Here is a 17,128-nt window from a genome sequence, read left to right as displayed (position 1 = left end):
ATCCTTGAATGTACTCCAAGCACTCAAGTCATATGTTCTCTACGCATTTAAAATTGTTAATTATATAACATATACAATTTATAATTATTTTGAATAAAGTTCAACGTGTTTATATATTGTGATCGTTTTTTGGAAAAAAATAAATTATTGTGCGAAAAAGAATGGAGAGGAATTAATGAAGGTGGGCTGTTCATTAGATTGTGGAGATAGAAAAGGCTAAGCATACGAATAAATTCATGTTAGAATGACAAAATCAGTTATAATATATTTGTTTTTATAACAATCAGTATTGCATGCATAGATTTTCTTTGCAATACAACGGTTGTTAAATGTATCTTGATACAAAGATGCAGTGGGAGTGGAGGATAGCATGATGTCACGAGATCCAGGTGTATCACGTTTTCATGGATGTCTATTTATGTTTTTAGCCATCTGTGTTGTTTCGATTATCTTTCCGCTGGTATTGTTTTTTTTCTTTTTCAATGGAATGGGACCGACTGTGTTTTTCTATGTCATCCCTGTATTATATGTCATCTTTATTAATGTGTACTGTTTCCTCCTGGTGGGGCGGGAGCGGAATCAAGAATCAATTGAAGAAGAAGAACGGTTGAGAACTTTTGCCTATTTCCGACCTTCCGGAGGGCGTCTGTTTTTATGGTCTCTGCTCGGTGGGGCATTGGGAACCTTAATCGGGCGGATGGTCTTCAAGTATCAAACACATGACAAATTGTTTAAGTGGGGCCTTGTTTTTCTCTTGTTTTTGAATGTGGGAGGATGTGTGCAAGTGTTTAGCATCCTTGGTGTAGCAAGCGATTATTTTATAGAGGAAGACAAACGCGCGCAACAACATGAACAATGGGTAAACTCGAAGGAAGTTGCCCACACCTTGGTGCAAGTGATAAACACCTATGCCAAGCAAAAAGAAGATGCCATTAATCGGCATGATCCTTCCCTGATGAAGAATGTTGACTGGGAAGCGTATGAAATGGACAAGCTGCGGTTGAAAATCGAGAACGCCGACCCAGGGTTACGCATAGATATTAAAGGCACCAAGATCTATTTGGATGGGAAAGTGAACGCTACATACAGCGGAAATGAAGAGTTTTCTGTCATTGTCGAAATGATGCAAACATTCCGCGATCCCTCCGATTCTTTCGATGGAGATCCAGTGCGAGAGATTCACCTTTATTATGATAAGGATCAACAAAAATGGATAATCAATAATGATGTGTCCACTGACAGAACGATCGCTGTGGCCGAGCAAAAAGGAAAGCCGGTAGTAACTTCTTTTGATTGATGTACATCTGGTACAAGTGTAGTGGACATGTAGAAAGAAGCAGAAAAGGTAAATTGAGAGAAGAATCTTATATCATAAATGGGAAGGAGGTGTATAGTTTACAATCTACGACCACCAGTAGTAAACCTTGTACCCAATGAGCCTTTTCAGGCTTTGAAGTGATGAAAAGGTTTTTGAATGTGGCTTCTTCAGCTGTTTTTATTCATTAGGCGGTCTCCTAGGCATATACCCATATCATTTCAAAAAAAATCCTTTATTTGCGCCATCGCTTGATTTGACTGGTCAGTCAAGTCCTGAGGCTTTTTTGAAGTGCTCGAAAATGGTAATAAACGGAATGAAAGGGGGATTTTGTTCGTGTGTTTTTGGGGATCTTCCCTTACACTGGTTCAAGGGATATGATGACCCCTGTAACTGCGGGAGGCGGAAGGTATGAAACGTCAAGGACTTATCTGGTTATTATCCGGTTTGATTCTATTAATTGTGTTAGCAGGTTGCAGCTCGTTGGCGGGTGCCAAGAGTGATGTCACTTTGCGCATGGGCGTTGTACCCAAAGGGGATCCGGCGGAGATGCGCGAGCGTTATGAGAGCCTTATTGCTTATTTGGAGAAAGAGCTGAGCGTTGACATTGAATTGTATATGCCGAACAATTATGACGACGTGATTGCGGCAATGAAGGAACGGAAGATTGATTTCGCCCTGTTTGGTGCTTATTCTTTTGTGAAAGCGGAGAAAGAAATCGGCGCCGTTCCTTTGGTGATGGAATCATATCCAAAAACGGGAAGTGGATACCGTAGCTTGATTGTCACCCGCCGGGGCAATGGCATCACTTCGATCGCAGACTTGCGGGACAAGCCGTTTGCATTCGTGGATCGCACATCCACATCCGGCTTTTTGATGCCCAATGCCTACTTTCAATTATTGCATATCCAGTCGCACCAATTCTTCAGTGAAGCACGGTTCATGGGAAGTCATGACGCGGTGGCGAAAGCGGTGAAGAGCGGCCGGGCTGTGGCAGGGGCGCTGGACAATCAATCCTATGAGCAAATGCTGAAAAGCGGAGAGATCAGCCCAGATGATTTGACCATTCTTTGGAAATCAGAGTTAATTCCTGGCTCACCCATCGCTGCCCACCCGGAGATGGATGCCCAGTTGCGGGCGAAGTTGACCGAAGCCTTGCTTACGGCTCACGCCCGCGAACCGGATGCGGTGGAGGATTTGGGATTGGCCAAATATGTTAAGGCGGATCGCGGGATGTATCAGTCCGTACGTGATGCGATGTTTTTGATTGACGCAGGCTATACGTTAAATCGATAGTTTTAGTAAGGCGGCAAGCGGGAATATGGTCTTGTCGCCTTGTTCTATGCGCTTATCCCATAGAAACGTCCCCAAATGGTTTACTGGTGGGACGTGACCGGAACATAGGCACTCATCCAATAAGGAAAGAGTGTCTTTTCATTTTTTATTTTAATTTTTGCAACTGTTTTTAGTTTGGTTTTCTGCTAAAATGAAGGAATGTCAGGAGAAACATGGAAAAGGAGTGAGTATGATGGGCCGTCGCTTTGTGTCGGATGATATCAATGATGATTTGATGCAAGAGAAGGTTGAAGATGCACTGGAGTACAAGCCGGTAAATCGGGACAAGCCGAAGCGCAAGCGTTTGAAGCGCTTTTTCTCGTTTTTGTTCGGGGTGATTCTCATTCCTACGGTGATGTCGATCGTATTGACGGCATACGAGGGAAAAGCAAAAGAATGGGTATGGGATCTGTTGGGAATAGAACAGGCGAAAGAAACCGAGATGGATCAATTGAAACGATTGGTTAAAGATGGGAACTTGATCCATTACGATTGCGGTGTGTTAGGCTCTACCGTGCGCGGTGTGGTGGACAACTGTGGTGAACCTGCATTGAGTAGAAGAACGCTCCTCTCTGATGCGATAACTCAAACTCTGGGCTATCAAAAAGGCGATCATCATATCATTTTACTTGATTTTAATAATGAGAGATTGAAACGGATCTCTGTGCTTGACAACATGTTTCAGTCGACGACGTTGGACGATATCCAGCGCACGTTTGGCGTAACAAATAATAAGCCGTTTGAATTTGAGAAAACAGAGGGCAAAGAGAAAATCAAAACGCAAACATACACATACAACATGGAAGGCGGACAAGAATTAAAATTTACTGTTCGCAAGGATAACAAAAAGTTGTTACAAATCGAGTTAGAAGATCCCAAACAATACCCTTATGTCAAGAAGTATGATCCTTATAACCGAGTTCATCGGGCACCTGCTCACAAAGAAGCGAGTGGCGGCATGGATGCGGTGCTCAAGCTGAAGGCCGCCTTTGACAAAGGGGACATGATCAATTACGACTGTGGCCCGTTGGGAAGCAGTTTGGCAGAGGTATACAAGAAGTGTGGCGCCCTCGTATCTGCAAAGGGTTACGACATGGGAGAAGAAACTCAATATGTGAATTGGGCCTTTAAAAACAGAGAGATCAAGACCAAGTTTTATCGTGGAGTATTGGCTTCCATTTCTGTGAACACTTTCTCTTATTCTGAGAAAAATTTTAAAACGGTGGAGAGACCTTCGCTCGCTATCACCCCAGAACAAGTGAAGCAAGTGTTTGGTAAGCCGATGCAGGAGAAAGAAAGTACGTTCTTAGATAGCAAATCCCTTTATCTTACATACAAGATAGATGGGAAAGAGATTACGTTCTCTTTCAGCGAAAACAAGTGCCAAGACATCTGGTTGCGCCGAGCTGATATGTTTGAGCCGAATTTTGGCTATATCAAAAGGGAGTTTAAAGAGAAACAAACCTATCGTTAATGGCAAGGGAGGGAAATGATCATGTCGAAAAAAAAGAAATGGTTGTCCGCGATCTTTGGCGTGCTGTTGATCCCGGGGATCTTGAGTATAATTCTGATTGCGTTCGAGGATCAAACCAACCAATGGGTGATGCAGATTGCCGGTAATGAGCCGGTAGAGGTGAAGACAAAACGATTGGCGCAGAAGAATGAATTGATCTACGGCGATTGCGGCGCACTGGGGGATCACTTGGATGAAGTGATGAAAGAGTGCCCCAACTATGTGTATCAATTGCGTTCGCAATCGACGACTGCCCCGTTTGAATTGAGACATGAAGTGCGGATCAAAGGGGAAGCAGGTCGGTCGGTGACGTATTTCTTCACCAATGAAGTGTTGACGGAGATGGAAGTGACTGATCCTGCTTTCTCACAGGTGACTTTCAATAAGGTAAAAAAAGAGTTCAATGACACAAAACACAATGGACTTAATGATGAAGTGAGCGAATATGCCTATCCTGTGGGCAAGAACAAAGTGACCTTCGTGTATGATCCAGACAAGCGGTTGTTGCGCACCATCCGCTTGGAAGGAAGCAACATCAGACCAAAGGGAGAGAACAAATCCGTTCCGGCGTTGCAAAAGGAATACAAAGCGAGCCCGGATAAAGAGCTGCCCTTGGCTGGTGGGGAATCCGCAGCGCAAAAGCTGAAGCAATACATGCAGGCTGGGGATTTGCCGGCATATGGTTGTGGCGCTTTGGGTGCTTCTTATGACCAGGTGCTGACCACCTGCGGCAAGGACTTGGTGTATGAAGAGCAAGATAAAGAGCAGAAAATCAAACGCATCGGTTATGAATACAAGAATCGAGCGATCAGATTAACTTTCCATGAAGACAGACTGACACGAATCGAAGTGGAGCAAAAAGATAATCATTGGAAAATTGCCGGAGTGAATAAGGTGTTTGGCAATCCGGTCAAAAGAGAAGTGAAGCAATCTTATTACCAATTGGGAGAGCATGTGGCGGTGCTCAGCTATAATGATACGATGCAATTAAACAAAGTGGCCGTCGCCGATGCAAAGTGGCACAAGCAAGAATTGCAAAAGAAAAAATCAGACGAATTCAATCTGGAAGATTTGCTCTATTAGTAAAAAGCCCACGGAACAACCTGCCGTGGGCTTTTTTATCGTTTGCTAATGGAACTTTTTTCTCCATTCAATTACGCTATCTTATGTGATTGCAATCACCGTCGGCGTATAATCGATCAGCAACATGCCGCGCTCAGCGATGTTGCCGTTGGGGCCGCAAGTGACAGGGCTGACATAGTGGCTGACCATCCTGTCGCAAACGCCGTAAGAGTCCAGGGGTTCGGTCAACGTGAATCGCGTGTGAATCAGATGTTCCGGAACCTCATCCAACTGCTTGCCAGTACAGTCAGGATGGGCAATGGCATTAAGGCCACCCTTCACATTGCGGTATGTGATCAGATGAGCAAATGTGAACGGCTCGCCGTCCTGATGGATGTGGTTGGGGGATGCGAATGCTTCTTCGCCCGGTTTCACAAGAAAATTGACCAAATGCACACCGACATGAATGGGCATCACCAATTCGCGCGTATCCCAAAACGTTTGCTCATAATCATGGAGGATGATGTTATGTAACAGGGGATTTGCCTTTGTGGCTTCAGACAGCGGCGCGAATGCCCGGTAGGTATCCACATGTTCGGCATTGAAGGTCCCTTGAAAATATTCGCAGACTTCCACGCCATCTTCCCGGACATGGTTTGGTAGCCAGTAAAAAGTGCCATCCCACGGCAAGATAATAGCCCGAGAATAGCGGCGGAAACGTGTGTGATTCGGTGCATAAGGATCAGGCGGCAGATCGGCGAACGCCTGTTGCAATTGTGACAACTCTTCTCCCAGTGTCGGATATGACCACAATTGTTTAAGGTCGAAACGAATGAACCCGTTTTCTTGTAATGGTTTAGATTGAGTGAGTAACTTTTCCATGTCGACAAACCTCCTGTAAGCATCATACCATGCCGCATAGATGCAGAGGGGAATTTTGCAAAGTCTGAATCTTGGGATGATCGAGGGGCCTGCTGTGATGAAAGGAAGAAACCGAGGTGGGATTGTAACTCGACTCAGGTGGATAATATATTTCAATAGTAAAAGAAAATAACTTTTCCGGAATGGATATTTTGTTGTTGACATTGGTGTTCCATCTGGATACAATAACTATTGTAGTCAATTGAACACGGGGCATTAGCTCAGCTGGGAGAGCGCTACACTGGCAGTGTAGAGGTCAGCGGTTCGAGCCCGCTATGCTCCACCAAAGACAAACCGCGAAATCTCGCGGTTTTTTGCTGTTCTCAGATAATGGAATGGGGCTGAAAATGGCCGTTTGACCACATTTTGACCACACACTTAAGGTAAGTAGAATGCGATAGAAGGCATTAGAGTACCAAGAGAAAATGCCACTTCATGAATGTGATTTGGCCTCTATGATGAATGTGGTCAAGGTCGTAGTCATACCAAATGATGCGCATTACACTTAGAAAGGATTAAGACAGCGTATGGTTGCAAACAAGATTGCAACCATACCTGTGTTCCGGCAAAACCGTCTACAAGAGGTTCTGATCGAGAGACTTAACGATCTAGTTGACTTAACTCCTTTTTTATCGAACGTATACCTATTTCCTTCCATATTTGAGTGGTAATTGGGCGTATTAATAAGTGATAGATGGCAACTACAAAGTTAACTGTATTAATAATTTTTCCATCCAGATGATATAAAGGATAACATTCTTCAAATTTCTCGTTCTGTTTTAGAGAAAAGAAACTTCTTTTTTTATTTATAATGACCAATTTATTAATTTCGTTCCGTTTTAAAGAAGAGAAACTTTCTTTTGCTTTTTCAATTAATCAATTCAATAAAATAGTCATACTCATCTGTTAAACGGAGCCAAGCATCTGGCTATCTGTTTTTAGCAAAAGAGTGTTATTTTTTGGGGGAATATGTATTTAAAAAAGAAATTGTTAATAACATCACGGCTGCGTAAATCACTAAATCCCATAAGTCCCCGAGATTTTGACCGAAAAATTTAGCCCACCTCACGAATTCAATTATTGCACTCTTCATTTATGGTGTTTAATATTCAACCATTTACTGTGCAAGATAATCCTATCGTGCTTTTGGGTTTTGGGCACTTTTTGGCACATGCCGTAACTTTGCCTCCATATACCCCGGCATAAAATGTTAGGCAAATAAGGCAAGTTGCCCAGACTTTGCATGCGGTACCACAGGCAATTGCAATTGCGACGTGTACGGCTTCTGGAACTCCGGCATTTAATATACATTTCTTCATACAAGGTGTAACTCTAGTTGTAATAGAATTTTGTTGTTCTATATCCTTATAGAATTTAACAGTATCTAGTTTTTCCCATTATTAAGAATCCATCCACTGATTACTTTGCTATTTTCCATATTGTAGTGAGAAGTTTTTACTCCGTTTAAAGTTGTAAACACTTCAGCTTTATTATTTTCTTTTGATATGAATATCAATGAAATTGTATTTTTGATTTTAATTGTATTCGAATCAAATTGAACTCCAAAAAAACTTTTTCCTTGTTTATTATTAAAGTATACCGTTATAATATTATTGTTTTTGACACTGTTAGGGAAATTTTCTTCAAATTTCTTTTTCTCAGGCTGAGCCAGTTTTATATACTTATCAATAATGGCTTTATCTGTTACTAAGCCATCTTGGAGCTCTTCAGCATTCTCAATATAATATATAATCGTTTCTAAAATTTTACGAAAACAATAATGTTATTTATCGCTGAAATTTGACTGTATCTTGTGGACTTGCACTTAAGTAGGTAAATATTTGGGATCATTGAATGGTATATGCAATTGGATTATATTTTAGGGAAATCAAACATTTTTTTACATTATATCTAAACTTTTCTAAGTGGATAATTATGAGCAAAAACATTTTGCAATCATTGTAGACAGATCTGAGTGGAAGTAAAACAAAGAGTATCTTTATGGGGAAGATATTTCATGAATTTCTATTGATGAAAATATGTTACAGTAATTCTGCGATTTTAAACAGATGAGTAGAAGTATGTTCATATTCTTCGATAAGATGATTGATTATTCTAAAAACTTTTGTAACGATTCGTATATATATTTAAATGAGATTTTATTATAGATGGAACTAATTAATATTGTCTAAGAAGCAATTATTAAAATGGTTTGGTTAACTTGATGTTTCATCAATAATCATCGTTAGGAGGTTTTTGTATGTACAGGATTTTAACAGGAGCGATTTTTTGTCTGATATCCTCAATTTTATTTACAACTCGCTATATTGCCGCTGCCATTTTAAATACTAAAGTTTCAGTGGGTTCCAATTTTCCCATATTCCTTGACTTTATAGGGGATGAGTTGAAAATCGCAAGTTTTATTGCTTTACTAATTGGGGTTAGTTACATCATTCTGGGAGAAATGGAATTGAAAAAGGGGATCAAATGAGAACTGAATGCGTAGGGATACTCTTTGTCATTGACATATGAGCTTAATCAAGCTATATGGGATGGGTTTTAATGGGAGTGAATGCATGGGGAAGCTGGTCATTCGTGGTATGTAAAGGTGAAAATGGAGGAAAACACAGATGATCATTTGTTGTTTTGGAGAACAACGGCTGGAGGATAAATAGGCATATTGAGAATACTGGGGGGACGTACATAAAGGCAGACAGATTAAAAATCTATCGACCTTTATGTTTTGCTTTTCTTTTGGCAATTTTCATTTCTCTTTTTTTCCTAGCCAATGCTTCTTTCTCCTCTTTGCTTATTATTTTTCGTTCTTTTTTGCGCTCTTGCAGTTCCAATTGCATTGCCTCATGGGCATAGTTGGAGACCCCTTTTTGTTGCATCTCTTTGGCCACTTGGCGAGCGAGGCGTTTGGGGTTGACTTTTTTCTCTTTCTTTTCTATTTCTACTTGGAATCTGCGTTTTTCGATGTACGACAGCAATTTTTTGTTGACAAAATCGAGGATTTCAGTGTCTTTCGGCTCTGATCCAAAAATAACTTGGCCTGCACGTAATTTGCTGTCGACGGTTTCTTCAATAACTCCAACCCAAAATTGACCGTCATGATAAACGGTTAGCTTCATTTCAGGTTCCCCCTCTAAAAAAATTGTGAATGTGAAAGGAATGATGGACGAGCCCGAGGGGGCAAGGATACTGCATTAGGAGTCGACTCCTAATGTAACTGGACTACCAACCAGTTATGTGATTTTTCATTCCTTTTATGAATTAGAATTAATAGATTGGAAGCGTAACAACTGATATGTTACCTCATGCAGTTGAGGTTGAATTAGTTTCGGTGTTTTCAGCAGATTCAGGTGTGTTGACTGTTCGCAACTCGATTTCCTTGATAAAAAAGGATAAAACGACACAAACCAAAAGTGAAAGCATGATAAAAAGGAAAATCCCACCAATCGCTTCGTCGATGGTATGGCGAAGCTCCATCACCAGATGATCGAATTGGGCCATTTGAGCGGATGGCAGGTGCGCACGGATTTCTCCTAGCTTCTGCGGATCCAACAGGGCTTTTAAAGTTGATTCGTAATGGGAACCATCTAATTGCACGCGGCTATTTGTTATTTTATCTAAAAGTGGGATATGGGTCAATTTTTCGTTAAGTTGCGTTGACATGATGGTACCCATAATCGCAACACCCACGGTTCCCCCTAATTGGCGGAATAGCTGGTTGGTTGATGTGGCTACTCCCAGATAGCGATGTTCCAAAGCATTTTGTGCGGTCAAACTAAAGATCGGGAAGCAAATACCCAATCCGATTCCAAACAGGACAAGTTTGGAAACCAGCGTCAGCGGTGTTGTGCTTGGATCACTGAGATAGAGCAAATAAGATGCTCCGGTCATCGTTACCAACCCGAATATAGACAGTACTTTGTACTTTCCTGTCTTACTCACAATCTGGCCGCTGATGGTGCTAAAGACCATCATGCTGATGATCAAGGACATCATGATCATGCCCGTTTTGGAAGAATCGGTTCCCAGTACACCTTGGGCCAAGAACGGAATGTACATAATCGTGCCGAACATCCCGATCCCAATCCCGAATGAGACGATATTGGACAAAGTGAAAATGCTGTTTTTGAACAGATTGAGTGGAACCATTGGACTTTCCACTTTGCTCTCGATGATGAGAAAGACAGAGAATGAAAGGATGGTCATTCCCAGTAATGACAATATCAACGGAGAGGTCCAGGCATATGCTTTACCGCCAAATGATAACGCAAACATCATAGGCAGCATCATGGCGATCAAGGCAAATGCGCCCCAATAGTCAACAGCTTCCCGTTGATGAAAGTCGGTTTTGGGATACAAGGACAAAATCAGAAAAAGCGAAATGATCCCAACGGGAAGGAAAACCCAGAAAATCCATGGCCAGCTCCAATGGTGGACGATAAATCCGCCGATGGAGGGGCCCAATATGCTTGTCAGACCAAATGTAGCGCCTAGCATACCTTGCCATTTTCCCCGTTCCCGCGGTGCGAACAAGTCACCAACTGAAGTGAAGACTGTTGACATGACCATGCCTTCACCTATACCTTGTACTCCCCTGTAAAGGATCAATTGAAACATGGTTTTGGCGGTGCCGCACAAAACGCACCCAAGAATCAATACCCCCAAGCCATACAGCAAAAAACTTCTCCGGCCATAAATGTCCGACAGTTTACCAACGATTATGACGGTGATGGCAGAAGCCAACATATTGATGGTAAACACCCAGTCAAAATAATCTGCTCCGCCTAATTGGGCCACAATGGTTGGTAAAGCGGTGCCGATGATAGTTTGATTGAGTGAGGCAAAAAACAAAGCGGACATAATCGCCAGCATTACAATTAGTTTTTTGCGCTGACTTAGATACTCCATTATAACAACTCCTTCCTGCACAATATATTATTATATTATACCATTTCAAACTAAATGATGATTAAATTTTTTTATAAAAATTTAGGTCCGTCTTAGCGGTTGCCTATCGAAAACAGGTTTAACATAATTTTTAAAATAAATTTGAATAAAGTATTGTCAAAATAAATTTGAATAAAGTATTGTCAAAATAAATGTATATTGATTATAATATGAATTATTCAGATCATTAATTGACAAGGAGGGGAAAAAATGGCTAATCTCTTTGTTTTTAATGAAGAAGTAGAGACCCAAGATCATGAAAAGATAACGCTTTTTTTGGAGAGGTTTGGCATTCAGTTTGGGAAAGTTGAGCTGCCCGACCAAGCAAAGGAATTAGCGAAGCTGCAGACGTTGACGGATGAGCAACGCTCTGGCCTAATTGATCTTTTTCCTGAGGAAATAGATAAATTTTCATCATTGACAGGATATCGGTCTGATGTGGTCTGTTTTTATCCTGAATTTGAGCATTTAGATTTTATACTAAGTAAATTTGCTCCCATTCATTTTCACTTTGAAAATGAGTTTTGGTATTTTGTGGATGGAAGTGCGAAGTTTGGTTATCTCGGTCATGACGGAACCAAATTTCAAGTCACGGTGGAGGCAGGGGAGTTTATCCAAGTGCCTGAAGGAGTATGGCAATGGTTTGAACTGACTGAAGAAAAGCGCATGAAAGCCATTCGTTTCTTTTATACAACTGGAACGGTGCCGGAACGTGTCCCTGTCGAATTGTAAATATTCATATATTTATTGCGGGCGGGTGTTGGTGTGAGTCTAAAATCAAAAAGTTTAACCATGGAAGCCGTTTGTGCCGTTAGAGCCGCAAATGCAGATTTGCTAAAGGACCCATATTCACAAAAAATAGCTTTGTTGTTGCCCGATGCTGAGAAAAACTGTGAGATTTTGGATCGTGGGTCCCGCGGCATGTTCTCGCGTAGTGTAGTGTTGCGGAGCCTGTATTTTCGTGATGCCTTGATCGACCAAGCCAAGCATCATACCCAACTCATTGTGTTGAGCGCCGGTTTTGATTTGCGGGCAACGTCTTTGCCGGAATGGAAAGGAAAACATTTCTTTAGTGTCGATCATCCCTATTCACAAGCATTCTGCCGAAACGTATTTACGCAAGCGGAGATTGATGTCTCCGATGTCAAATTTGTCGGGTTTGACTTGAACCGGCCGCCCAAGGAATTGATGGATTCTTTGCGGGATAATGGGGTGGACTTTAACGAGCCCACGACCGTTGTCTGGGAAGGAGCCACTTATTATTTTGCCAAAGAAGCCGTGTATCAAGTGATGGACGCGTTTGCCGCGAACTTTAAACAGTTTGCCTTTTATGCCGATTTGATCAACATCAAGTCATTTTTTGAAGGGGACAAGCCCGTCAGTGTGGGTGTTGAAAAAAATCTTGCCTTTTTGGAAAAGATCGGAGAACCGTGGATTGGCTTTTTTGATATGGAAGAATTGAGAACTCGCCTTAAGGAAATGGGCTATCATGCCGTTCAATTGATACCGAGAGAAGATTTGGAACAAAAATATTTTGGTGAGATTCTCATGAGCCGCGATAACACGTATTTTCTCAAAGCTACAGTAGAAAGGAATTGACAAGATGGACAGTGCTTTGTTCGTGGATCAGCTCCTGAAGGAAGTAATGGATGATCAGGAAGAGAAGAAGAGACAGATCAGACTTGAAGGTTTAGATGAGCAGGCCGAGTTGCCGGAATTTGTGATCAAACATTGGTTGAATTTTGCGGTCTACTATGAAAAAGCGGCAACGTATTTTATTGCCGATTGGCTGAAGACAACAAAAGAACCCGATGCGTTCGTAAATTTTGCGCATCAGATCCGTGATGAAGCAAATCATTATGTGTGGTTGCGCAAGTATTTGCAGGAGTACACTGATCCAGATGCATTCACTCCGCCTAAAGAATGGCGCTATTTGATGGAAGAGTATTATCCAGGGTTGGATCATTTGGTTGAACGGTTGGCAGCGCATAACATCGCATCGGAAAGTGCCGCTCTTGGTTTTATGGAGTTTGCTTTGGATCGTTTTCCAGAGTCCATCCGGAATACAGTGGAAAAAGTGGCCAAAGATGAGCACTTCCATGTTTCATTTGGGTGTACCTTGTTAAAGAAATATTGCACGACGCCAGAGCTGCAGGAGCGCGCGTTGAAGGCTACGCGTGAAGCAATGAAGTTGATGCGCCAAGCGAGAGAAGTGTTCGTCCAAATTTAGGCAAATTCATTTATACAGACTTGGGGATGATTTATGAATAGAGTTGTAGTGACAGGGATCGGAGTCATAGCCCCAAACGGGGTTGGCAAAGAGCGATTTTGGGAGCAGTTGGTCGCGGGAGAATCCTATATCGTCCGGGACGCCGAGATGGAATCGATGGATATTAACAGCAAAGTATTGGCACGGCTACAGGAATTTGACCAAGATAAATTAATCGAATATTGGGATGATATAGATTTTTCTGCTCAAGATCGGTTTGTGCAATTTGGTTTAGCTGCTGGACAGCTTGCGATGGAAGATGCCTCACTCGCTCCTTCTGTGGCAGAGGCTGATGAGAGAGGGATTATTTTCTCTTCAGCGATTGGCGGCACACAAACGGTAGCAGATATGTTTAAAAGGTTGAGTGATAACGATGACCAAATGTTGGAATACCAGCAGGTGGGAGAGATATTTTATAACTCCGGAATGTTTAACTATCCCGCTGCACTGTTGGCTAAAAAATATTCGCTTCAAGGCCCGTGCACTTCCTTGTCCACTGGTTGCACGGCGGGCTTGGATGCGTTGGGGCTCAGTTATGAGTTGATCCGGTCTGGTGAGACCAAGGTCATGCTGGCAGGGGCGTCTGAAGCACCTTTGGTTGATTTGACATACGCCACCTTGGATATTATCGGTTCTTTGTCTGTCGCCGAGTGTGAAGCCAAAAAGGCTTCAAGGCCTTTTGATGCCAAACGCGCCGGATTTGTCATTGGTGAAGGGGCCGCTTTTCTGGTCTTGGAAGAAGAGCAGCACGCGCTTGCCAGAGGAGCCCGCATTTATGGCGAGGTGGTTAGCTATTACAGCGTGAGCAACGCTTTTCATATGACCGATTTGAAAGCGGATGGCCAGTCGATGAGTGACGTGATAAGCGCCGCAATGCACATGGGTGGTGTAAAGCCGGAAGAAATTGATTATATCAATGCGCATGGAAGTTCAACTCCACAAAATGATGTGTTTGAGACCAATGCCTTCAAGCGCGTTTTGGGGGAACACGCTTATAAGGTGCCAATCAGTTCCACCAAATCGATGATTGGTCATTCGTTGTCTTCTGCCAGCTTGATGGGTGTGATCTCAGCTTTGATGTCCATTAATCATTCGGTGGTGCACCCAACGGCCCATTACGAGTTTCCTGATCCGGAATGCGATTTGGATTATGTACCCAATGAAGCGAGAAGTTTGCCCGTTAACACGGCAATGGTGACCGCAAGCGGCTTTGGCGGTATTCATTCGACCGCGATTTTTCGAAAATATGGAGGTACCCAACGTGCTTAAGCGGGTGGTTATTACTGGAATGGGGATTGTCAATCCGTCTGGGATTGGCAAAGAGGAATTTTGGAACAAGGTCAGTCGTGGAGAGTCGGCGCTCAGACAGATCACTCGCTTTGACGCATCCCAATTTCCGGTGCAAGTTGCCGGTGAAATTACTGATTTTCAAGCAGACGATTTTATCCCACGCAGGTTTAAGGTAAAGACAGACCTTTTTACCCATTACGCGTTGGCAGCAGCGCAGTTGTCACTTGCTGATGGGGATGTGGACTTGCAACAGGAGGATCTGCATCGGGTGGGGGTCTTCCTGGGGAACAACGCGGGAGGTTGGGATATATGCGAACGCGGTTTTTACGAATTGTACAAGCAAGGGGCTTCCTATGTGAATCCTTGGCAAGCGACCGCTTGGTTCCCCACCGCGCCCCAAGGGTTTATCACAATACGCCATGGAATCAAAGGGTATAGCAAAAGCTTTGTCTGTGATCGCGCGAGTGGTGCGTGTGGCATTTATTTTGGTGTTCGTTCCATTCAAATGGGATATAACGATCTCGTTCTTACCGGAGGGACGGAAGCGCCGCTTACTCCTTTTGGCATGACATGTTATTACGAAACAGGCGATTTGGCAGCCGCCAAGACACCTGAAGATGCTTATCAGCCATTTGATCAGGAGAGTAACGGGATTGTGTTGGGAGAGGGAAGCACCATTTTGATTCTTGAAGAGTTGGAACACGCACGGGCGCGTAATGCACGCATATACGGAGAAGTGATTGCTACCTCGATGACCACCGATCACAATCCGGAACAGGGGCTGGCAATGCAAAAAGGAATAAGGAAGGCTTTAAGTCAAGCAGAATTGACTCCCGACGATATCGATATCGTGTTTGCGGAAGGTTCTGGGTGTCGCACAAGTGACCGCGTGGAGCTGGAAAGCTTTGAGGAAGTGTTTGACCAAACGCAGGTAACGGTGCCCAAGTCAATGTATGGGCATTTATATGGGGCAAGTGGTGCGACGGAACTAGCTTGTGCATTGCTGGCGATGGAAACGGGTGTGGTGCCGCCCACAATCAATCTTAAGAAGCCTTTGACCAGTGACTCCGTAGAGATTGTGCAGGAACCGTTGGTGCGTCAGGTATCTCATGCCTTGGTGCAATCACGGGCAAGGGAAGGCGTCAATGTGTCGATCATTATTCGATCCTTTACTGATCAAGATCAATAGGGGGATTTATATGGTTTATGAAAAGTTTAAGGAGATGATCGTTGCTTTAGGCATCCCGGCTGAAGAGGTGCATGAGAATGCCTATTTGCGTCAAGATTTGGCCTTGGATTCCACAGAAACGGTGCAACTTTCACTTGAATTAAAGAAGCAATTTGGTGTGCAAGTGAAAATTGCCGCCAGAGAAGATAAAACAGTCAAAGATATTTGCGACCTGGTCAAGTCTGAATTGGACAAAAAAAATGGGGAGGCGACGTAAAAGATGCGTCCAACTGTTCCAGATGTTCGTTCCTATTTCACGAAAGCATACAGTGAAAAGCTGCCCAGCCGTCATGAGTGGACAGCCGGCACAGCTTCGCCGGAATTGATCAAACTGGTATGGGATCAAACGATCAAACCGCATTCCAAAGTGATTGAAGTGGGTTGTGGCATCGGTACAGAAGCGGTTTTTCTCGCTGTACGGGACATGGAAGTGACAGCAGTCGACATTTCGGAATCGGCAATCGAAACCGCACGGAAGTTGGCGGATGTTTATGGCGTGAATGTGGACTTTCACGTGGCCGACGCGCTGAATCTTCCCGTTGGAGATGGGGAGTTTGATGTATTTTGCGATCAAGGGTGTTTTCACCATCTCACCGATGAAGAACGGGGGCAATATGTGAAGGAAGTATTGCGCGTTCTCAAGCCTGGTGGATTATTCGTCTTGCGTTCGTTTTCGGACAAAATTCCCGGAGGCCCGCAGCCACGACGAATCTCCAGCAAAGAGTTAATTGATACCTTTGCTTCTCATTTTTATCTCGAACATTTGGAGCGGGTTCTCTCATTCTCCACGGAACAACGCCAATTTCCATTGGGCTGGTTCTCGTTATGGTTCAAATCTGAGTAAAGATGTCTGTTAAAGGAATTGGAGTGGATATCGAAAGGGTGGATCGCATAGCTCATCTGATCCAGGAATATGATGACGAAGTATTGCAGATGATTTTCACACCGTATGAACTGGAGCAGTGCAAATCGGATTTATCAGGTTTGAGCTATGCGGTTTGCTTTTCCGCTAAAGAGGCAACAGCAAAAGCATTGGGAACAGGGTTTGCCACTATCGAATGGACTGACATTGAAATCCATATTGAAATGAGCCGTGTCTTTGTTCGTCTGCATAATGAAGCCCTTCAGATCGCTAATGAGAATAATATCAAAAACATTATGGGATGCTGGAGTTCCTTTGACGACCATGTTCTTGTTCACCTGATCGCCGAGGGCTGACATGCCCTTATCATA

The 17,128-nt window shown here is 43.2% G+C and carries 16 protein-coding genes and 1 tRNA gene; 14 read left to right on the top strand and 3 right to left on the bottom strand.

Annotated features, from left to right (window positions below; all coding sequences use genetic code 11):
* Positions 1–418 precede the first annotated feature (418 nt).
* From NYR52_RS14640 to NYR52_RS14625, 4 genes are all read left to right on the top strand, one after another.
* Positions 419–1,297, top strand: a complete 879-nt coding sequence (locus NYR52_RS14640) for a YvbJ-related protein (RefSeq protein ID WP_259435922.1) — start codon at positions 419–421, stop codon at positions 1,295–1,297.
* Positions 1,298–1,726: 429 nt separating this feature from the next.
* Positions 1,727–2,611 (top strand): phosphate/phosphite/phosphonate ABC transporter substrate-binding protein, encoded by an 885-nt coding sequence (locus NYR52_RS14635; protein WP_259435921.1) that lies wholly within the window; start codon positions 1,727–1,729, stop codon positions 2,609–2,611.
* A gap of 229 nt (positions 2,612–2,840) precedes the next feature.
* Entirely contained in the window at positions 2,841–4,124 is a 1,284-nt protein-coding gene (locus NYR52_RS14630; RefSeq protein WP_259435920.1) for a hypothetical protein, read from the top strand.
* Positions 4,125–4,145: 21 nt separating this feature from the next.
* A complete protein-coding gene (locus NYR52_RS14625; RefSeq protein WP_259435919.1) occupies positions 4,146–5,246 on the top strand; it encodes a hypothetical protein in 1,101 nt (366 codons plus the stop codon).
* Between the two features lie 81 nt (positions 5,247–5,327).
* Here NYR52_RS14625 and NYR52_RS14620 read toward each other — a convergent pair whose 3' ends face one another.
* Positions 5,328–6,107: a 2OG-Fe dioxygenase family protein gene (locus tag NYR52_RS14620; RefSeq protein ID WP_132221366.1), complete on the bottom strand. Its 780-nt coding sequence runs from the start codon at positions 6,105–6,107 to the stop codon at positions 5,328–5,330.
* Between the two features lie 249 nt (positions 6,108–6,356).
* On the opposite strand from NYR52_RS14620, the gene NYR52_RS14615 reads away from it, so the two are divergent.
* Both NYR52_RS14615 and NYR52_RS14610 read left to right on the top strand, forming a co-directional pair.
* Positions 6,357–6,432, top strand: a tRNA-Ala gene (locus NYR52_RS14615).
* A 1,974-nt stretch (positions 6,433–8,406) separates the two neighbouring features.
* The gene (locus tag NYR52_RS14610) at positions 8,407–8,637 is read left to right on the top strand and encodes a hypothetical protein (protein WP_022737193.1); all 231 of its coding nucleotides are present in this window, start codon (positions 8,407–8,409) and stop codon (positions 8,635–8,637) included.
* A gap of 235 nt (positions 8,638–8,872) precedes the next feature.
* On the opposite strand, the gene NYR52_RS14605 is transcribed toward NYR52_RS14610, so the two are convergent.
* Positions 8,873–9,280 (bottom strand): YjdF family protein, encoded by a 408-nt coding sequence (locus NYR52_RS14605; protein ID WP_132221339.1) that lies wholly within the window; start codon positions 9,278–9,280, stop codon positions 8,873–8,875.
* Between the two features lie 184 nt (positions 9,281–9,464).
* Positions 9,465–11,069 (bottom strand): MDR family MFS transporter, encoded by a 1,605-nt coding sequence (locus NYR52_RS14600; protein ID WP_259435918.1) that lies wholly within the window; start codon positions 11,067–11,069, stop codon positions 9,465–9,467.
* A 249-nt stretch (positions 11,070–11,318) separates the two neighbouring features.
* Here NYR52_RS14600 and NYR52_RS14595 point away from each other — a divergent pair, with 249 nt between their 5' ends.
* The 8 genes from NYR52_RS14595 to NYR52_RS14560 are packed head-to-tail and all read left to right on the top strand — an operon-like array spanning position 11,319 to position 17,113.
* A complete protein-coding gene (locus tag NYR52_RS14595; protein WP_259435917.1) occupies positions 11,319–11,840 on the top strand; it encodes a cupin domain-containing protein in 522 nt (173 codons plus the stop codon).
* A gap of 33 nt (positions 11,841–11,873) precedes the next feature.
* On the top strand, positions 11,874–12,707 hold the full coding sequence (locus NYR52_RS14590; protein WP_132221333.1) for a class I SAM-dependent methyltransferase: 834 nt from the start codon (positions 11,874–11,876) through the stop codon (positions 12,705–12,707).
* A 4-nt stretch (positions 12,708–12,711) separates the two neighbouring features.
* The gene (locus NYR52_RS14585; RefSeq protein WP_022737188.1) at positions 12,712–13,338 is read left to right on the top strand and encodes a ferritin-like domain-containing protein; all 627 of its coding nucleotides are present in this window, start codon (positions 12,712–12,714) and stop codon (positions 13,336–13,338) included.
* Between the two features lie 33 nt (positions 13,339–13,371).
* Positions 13,372–14,646 (top strand): beta-ketoacyl-[acyl-carrier-protein] synthase family protein, encoded by a 1,275-nt coding sequence (locus NYR52_RS14580; protein WP_259435916.1) that lies wholly within the window; start codon positions 13,372–13,374, stop codon positions 14,644–14,646.
* Positions 14,639–15,856, top strand: coding sequence for a beta-ketoacyl-[acyl-carrier-protein] synthase family protein (locus tag NYR52_RS14575; RefSeq protein ID WP_259435915.1), 1,218 nt, complete (start codon positions 14,639–14,641; stop codon positions 15,854–15,856). The genes NYR52_RS14580 and NYR52_RS14575 overlap by 8 nt, the downstream gene beginning before the upstream one ends.
* 10 nt (positions 15,857–15,866) lie before the next feature.
* Complete coding sequence (locus tag NYR52_RS14570; RefSeq protein ID WP_022737185.1) at positions 15,867–16,112, top strand: acyl carrier protein; 246 nt, start codon at positions 15,867–15,869, stop codon at positions 16,110–16,112.
* Positions 16,113–16,115: 3 nt separating this feature from the next.
* A complete protein-coding gene (locus tag NYR52_RS14565) occupies positions 16,116–16,739 on the top strand; it encodes a class I SAM-dependent methyltransferase (RefSeq protein ID WP_259435914.1) in 624 nt (207 codons plus the stop codon).
* Between the two features lie 2 nt (positions 16,740–16,741).
* Positions 16,742–17,113, top strand: coding sequence for a holo-ACP synthase (locus tag NYR52_RS14560; protein WP_022737183.1), 372 nt, complete (start codon positions 16,742–16,744; stop codon positions 17,111–17,113).
* Positions 17,114–17,128 lie beyond the last annotated feature (15 nt).

Source organism: Laceyella sacchari, assembly GCF_024927925.1.
In the GTDB taxonomy this organism is placed as follows: domain Bacteria; phylum Bacillota; class Bacilli; order Thermoactinomycetales; family Thermoactinomycetaceae; genus Laceyella; species Laceyella sacchari.
Note: the sequence above shows the minus strand (reverse complement) of the source record. Positions and strands in the feature narration are given on the sequence as shown.

What these genes read in the sequence shown, in the direction of transcription:
- NYR52_RS14595 (WP_259435917.1), top strand. Translation starts at nt 11,319, where the DNA reads ATGGCTAATCTCTTTGTTTTTAATGAAGAAGTAGAGACCCAAGATCAT.
- NYR52_RS14635 (WP_259435921.1), top strand. Translation starts at nt 1,727, where the DNA reads ATGAAACGTCAAGGACTTATCTGGTTATTATCCGGTTTGATTCTATTA.
- NYR52_RS14610 (WP_022737193.1), top strand. Translation starts at nt 8,407, where the DNA reads ATGTACAGGATTTTAACAGGAGCGATTTTTTGTCTGATATCCTCAATT.
- NYR52_RS14640 (WP_259435922.1), top strand. Translation starts at nt 419, where the DNA reads ATGTTTTTAGCCATCTGTGTTGTTTCGATTATCTTTCCGCTGGTATTG.
- NYR52_RS14625 (WP_259435919.1), top strand. Translation starts at nt 4,146, where the DNA reads ATGTCGAAAAAAAAGAAATGGTTGTCCGCGATCTTTGGCGTGCTGTTG.
- NYR52_RS14585 (WP_022737188.1), top strand. Translation starts at nt 12,712, where the DNA reads ATGGACAGTGCTTTGTTCGTGGATCAGCTCCTGAAGGAAGTAATGGAT.
- NYR52_RS14560 (WP_022737183.1), top strand. Translation starts at nt 16,742, where the DNA reads ATGTCTGTTAAAGGAATTGGAGTGGATATCGAAAGGGTGGATCGCATA.
- NYR52_RS14565 (WP_259435914.1), top strand. Translation starts at nt 16,116, where the DNA reads ATGCGTCCAACTGTTCCAGATGTTCGTTCCTATTTCACGAAAGCATAC.
- NYR52_RS14630 (WP_259435920.1), top strand. Translation starts at nt 2,841, where the DNA reads ATGATGGGCCGTCGCTTTGTGTCGGATGATATCAATGATGATTTGATG.
- NYR52_RS14620 (WP_132221366.1), bottom strand. Translation starts at nt 6,107, where the DNA reads ATGGAAAAGTTACTCACTCAATCTAAACCATTACAAGAAAACGGGTTC.
- NYR52_RS14600 (WP_259435918.1), bottom strand. Translation starts at nt 11,069, where the DNA reads ATGGAGTATCTAAGTCAGCGCAAAAAACTAATTGTAATGCTGGCGATT.
- NYR52_RS14580 (WP_259435916.1), top strand. Translation starts at nt 13,372, where the DNA reads ATGAATAGAGTTGTAGTGACAGGGATCGGAGTCATAGCCCCAAACGGG.
- NYR52_RS14570 (WP_022737185.1), top strand. Translation starts at nt 15,867, where the DNA reads ATGGTTTATGAAAAGTTTAAGGAGATGATCGTTGCTTTAGGCATCCCG.
- NYR52_RS14605 (WP_132221339.1), bottom strand. Translation starts at nt 9,280, where the DNA reads ATGAAGCTAACCGTTTATCATGACGGTCAATTTTGGGTTGGAGTTATT.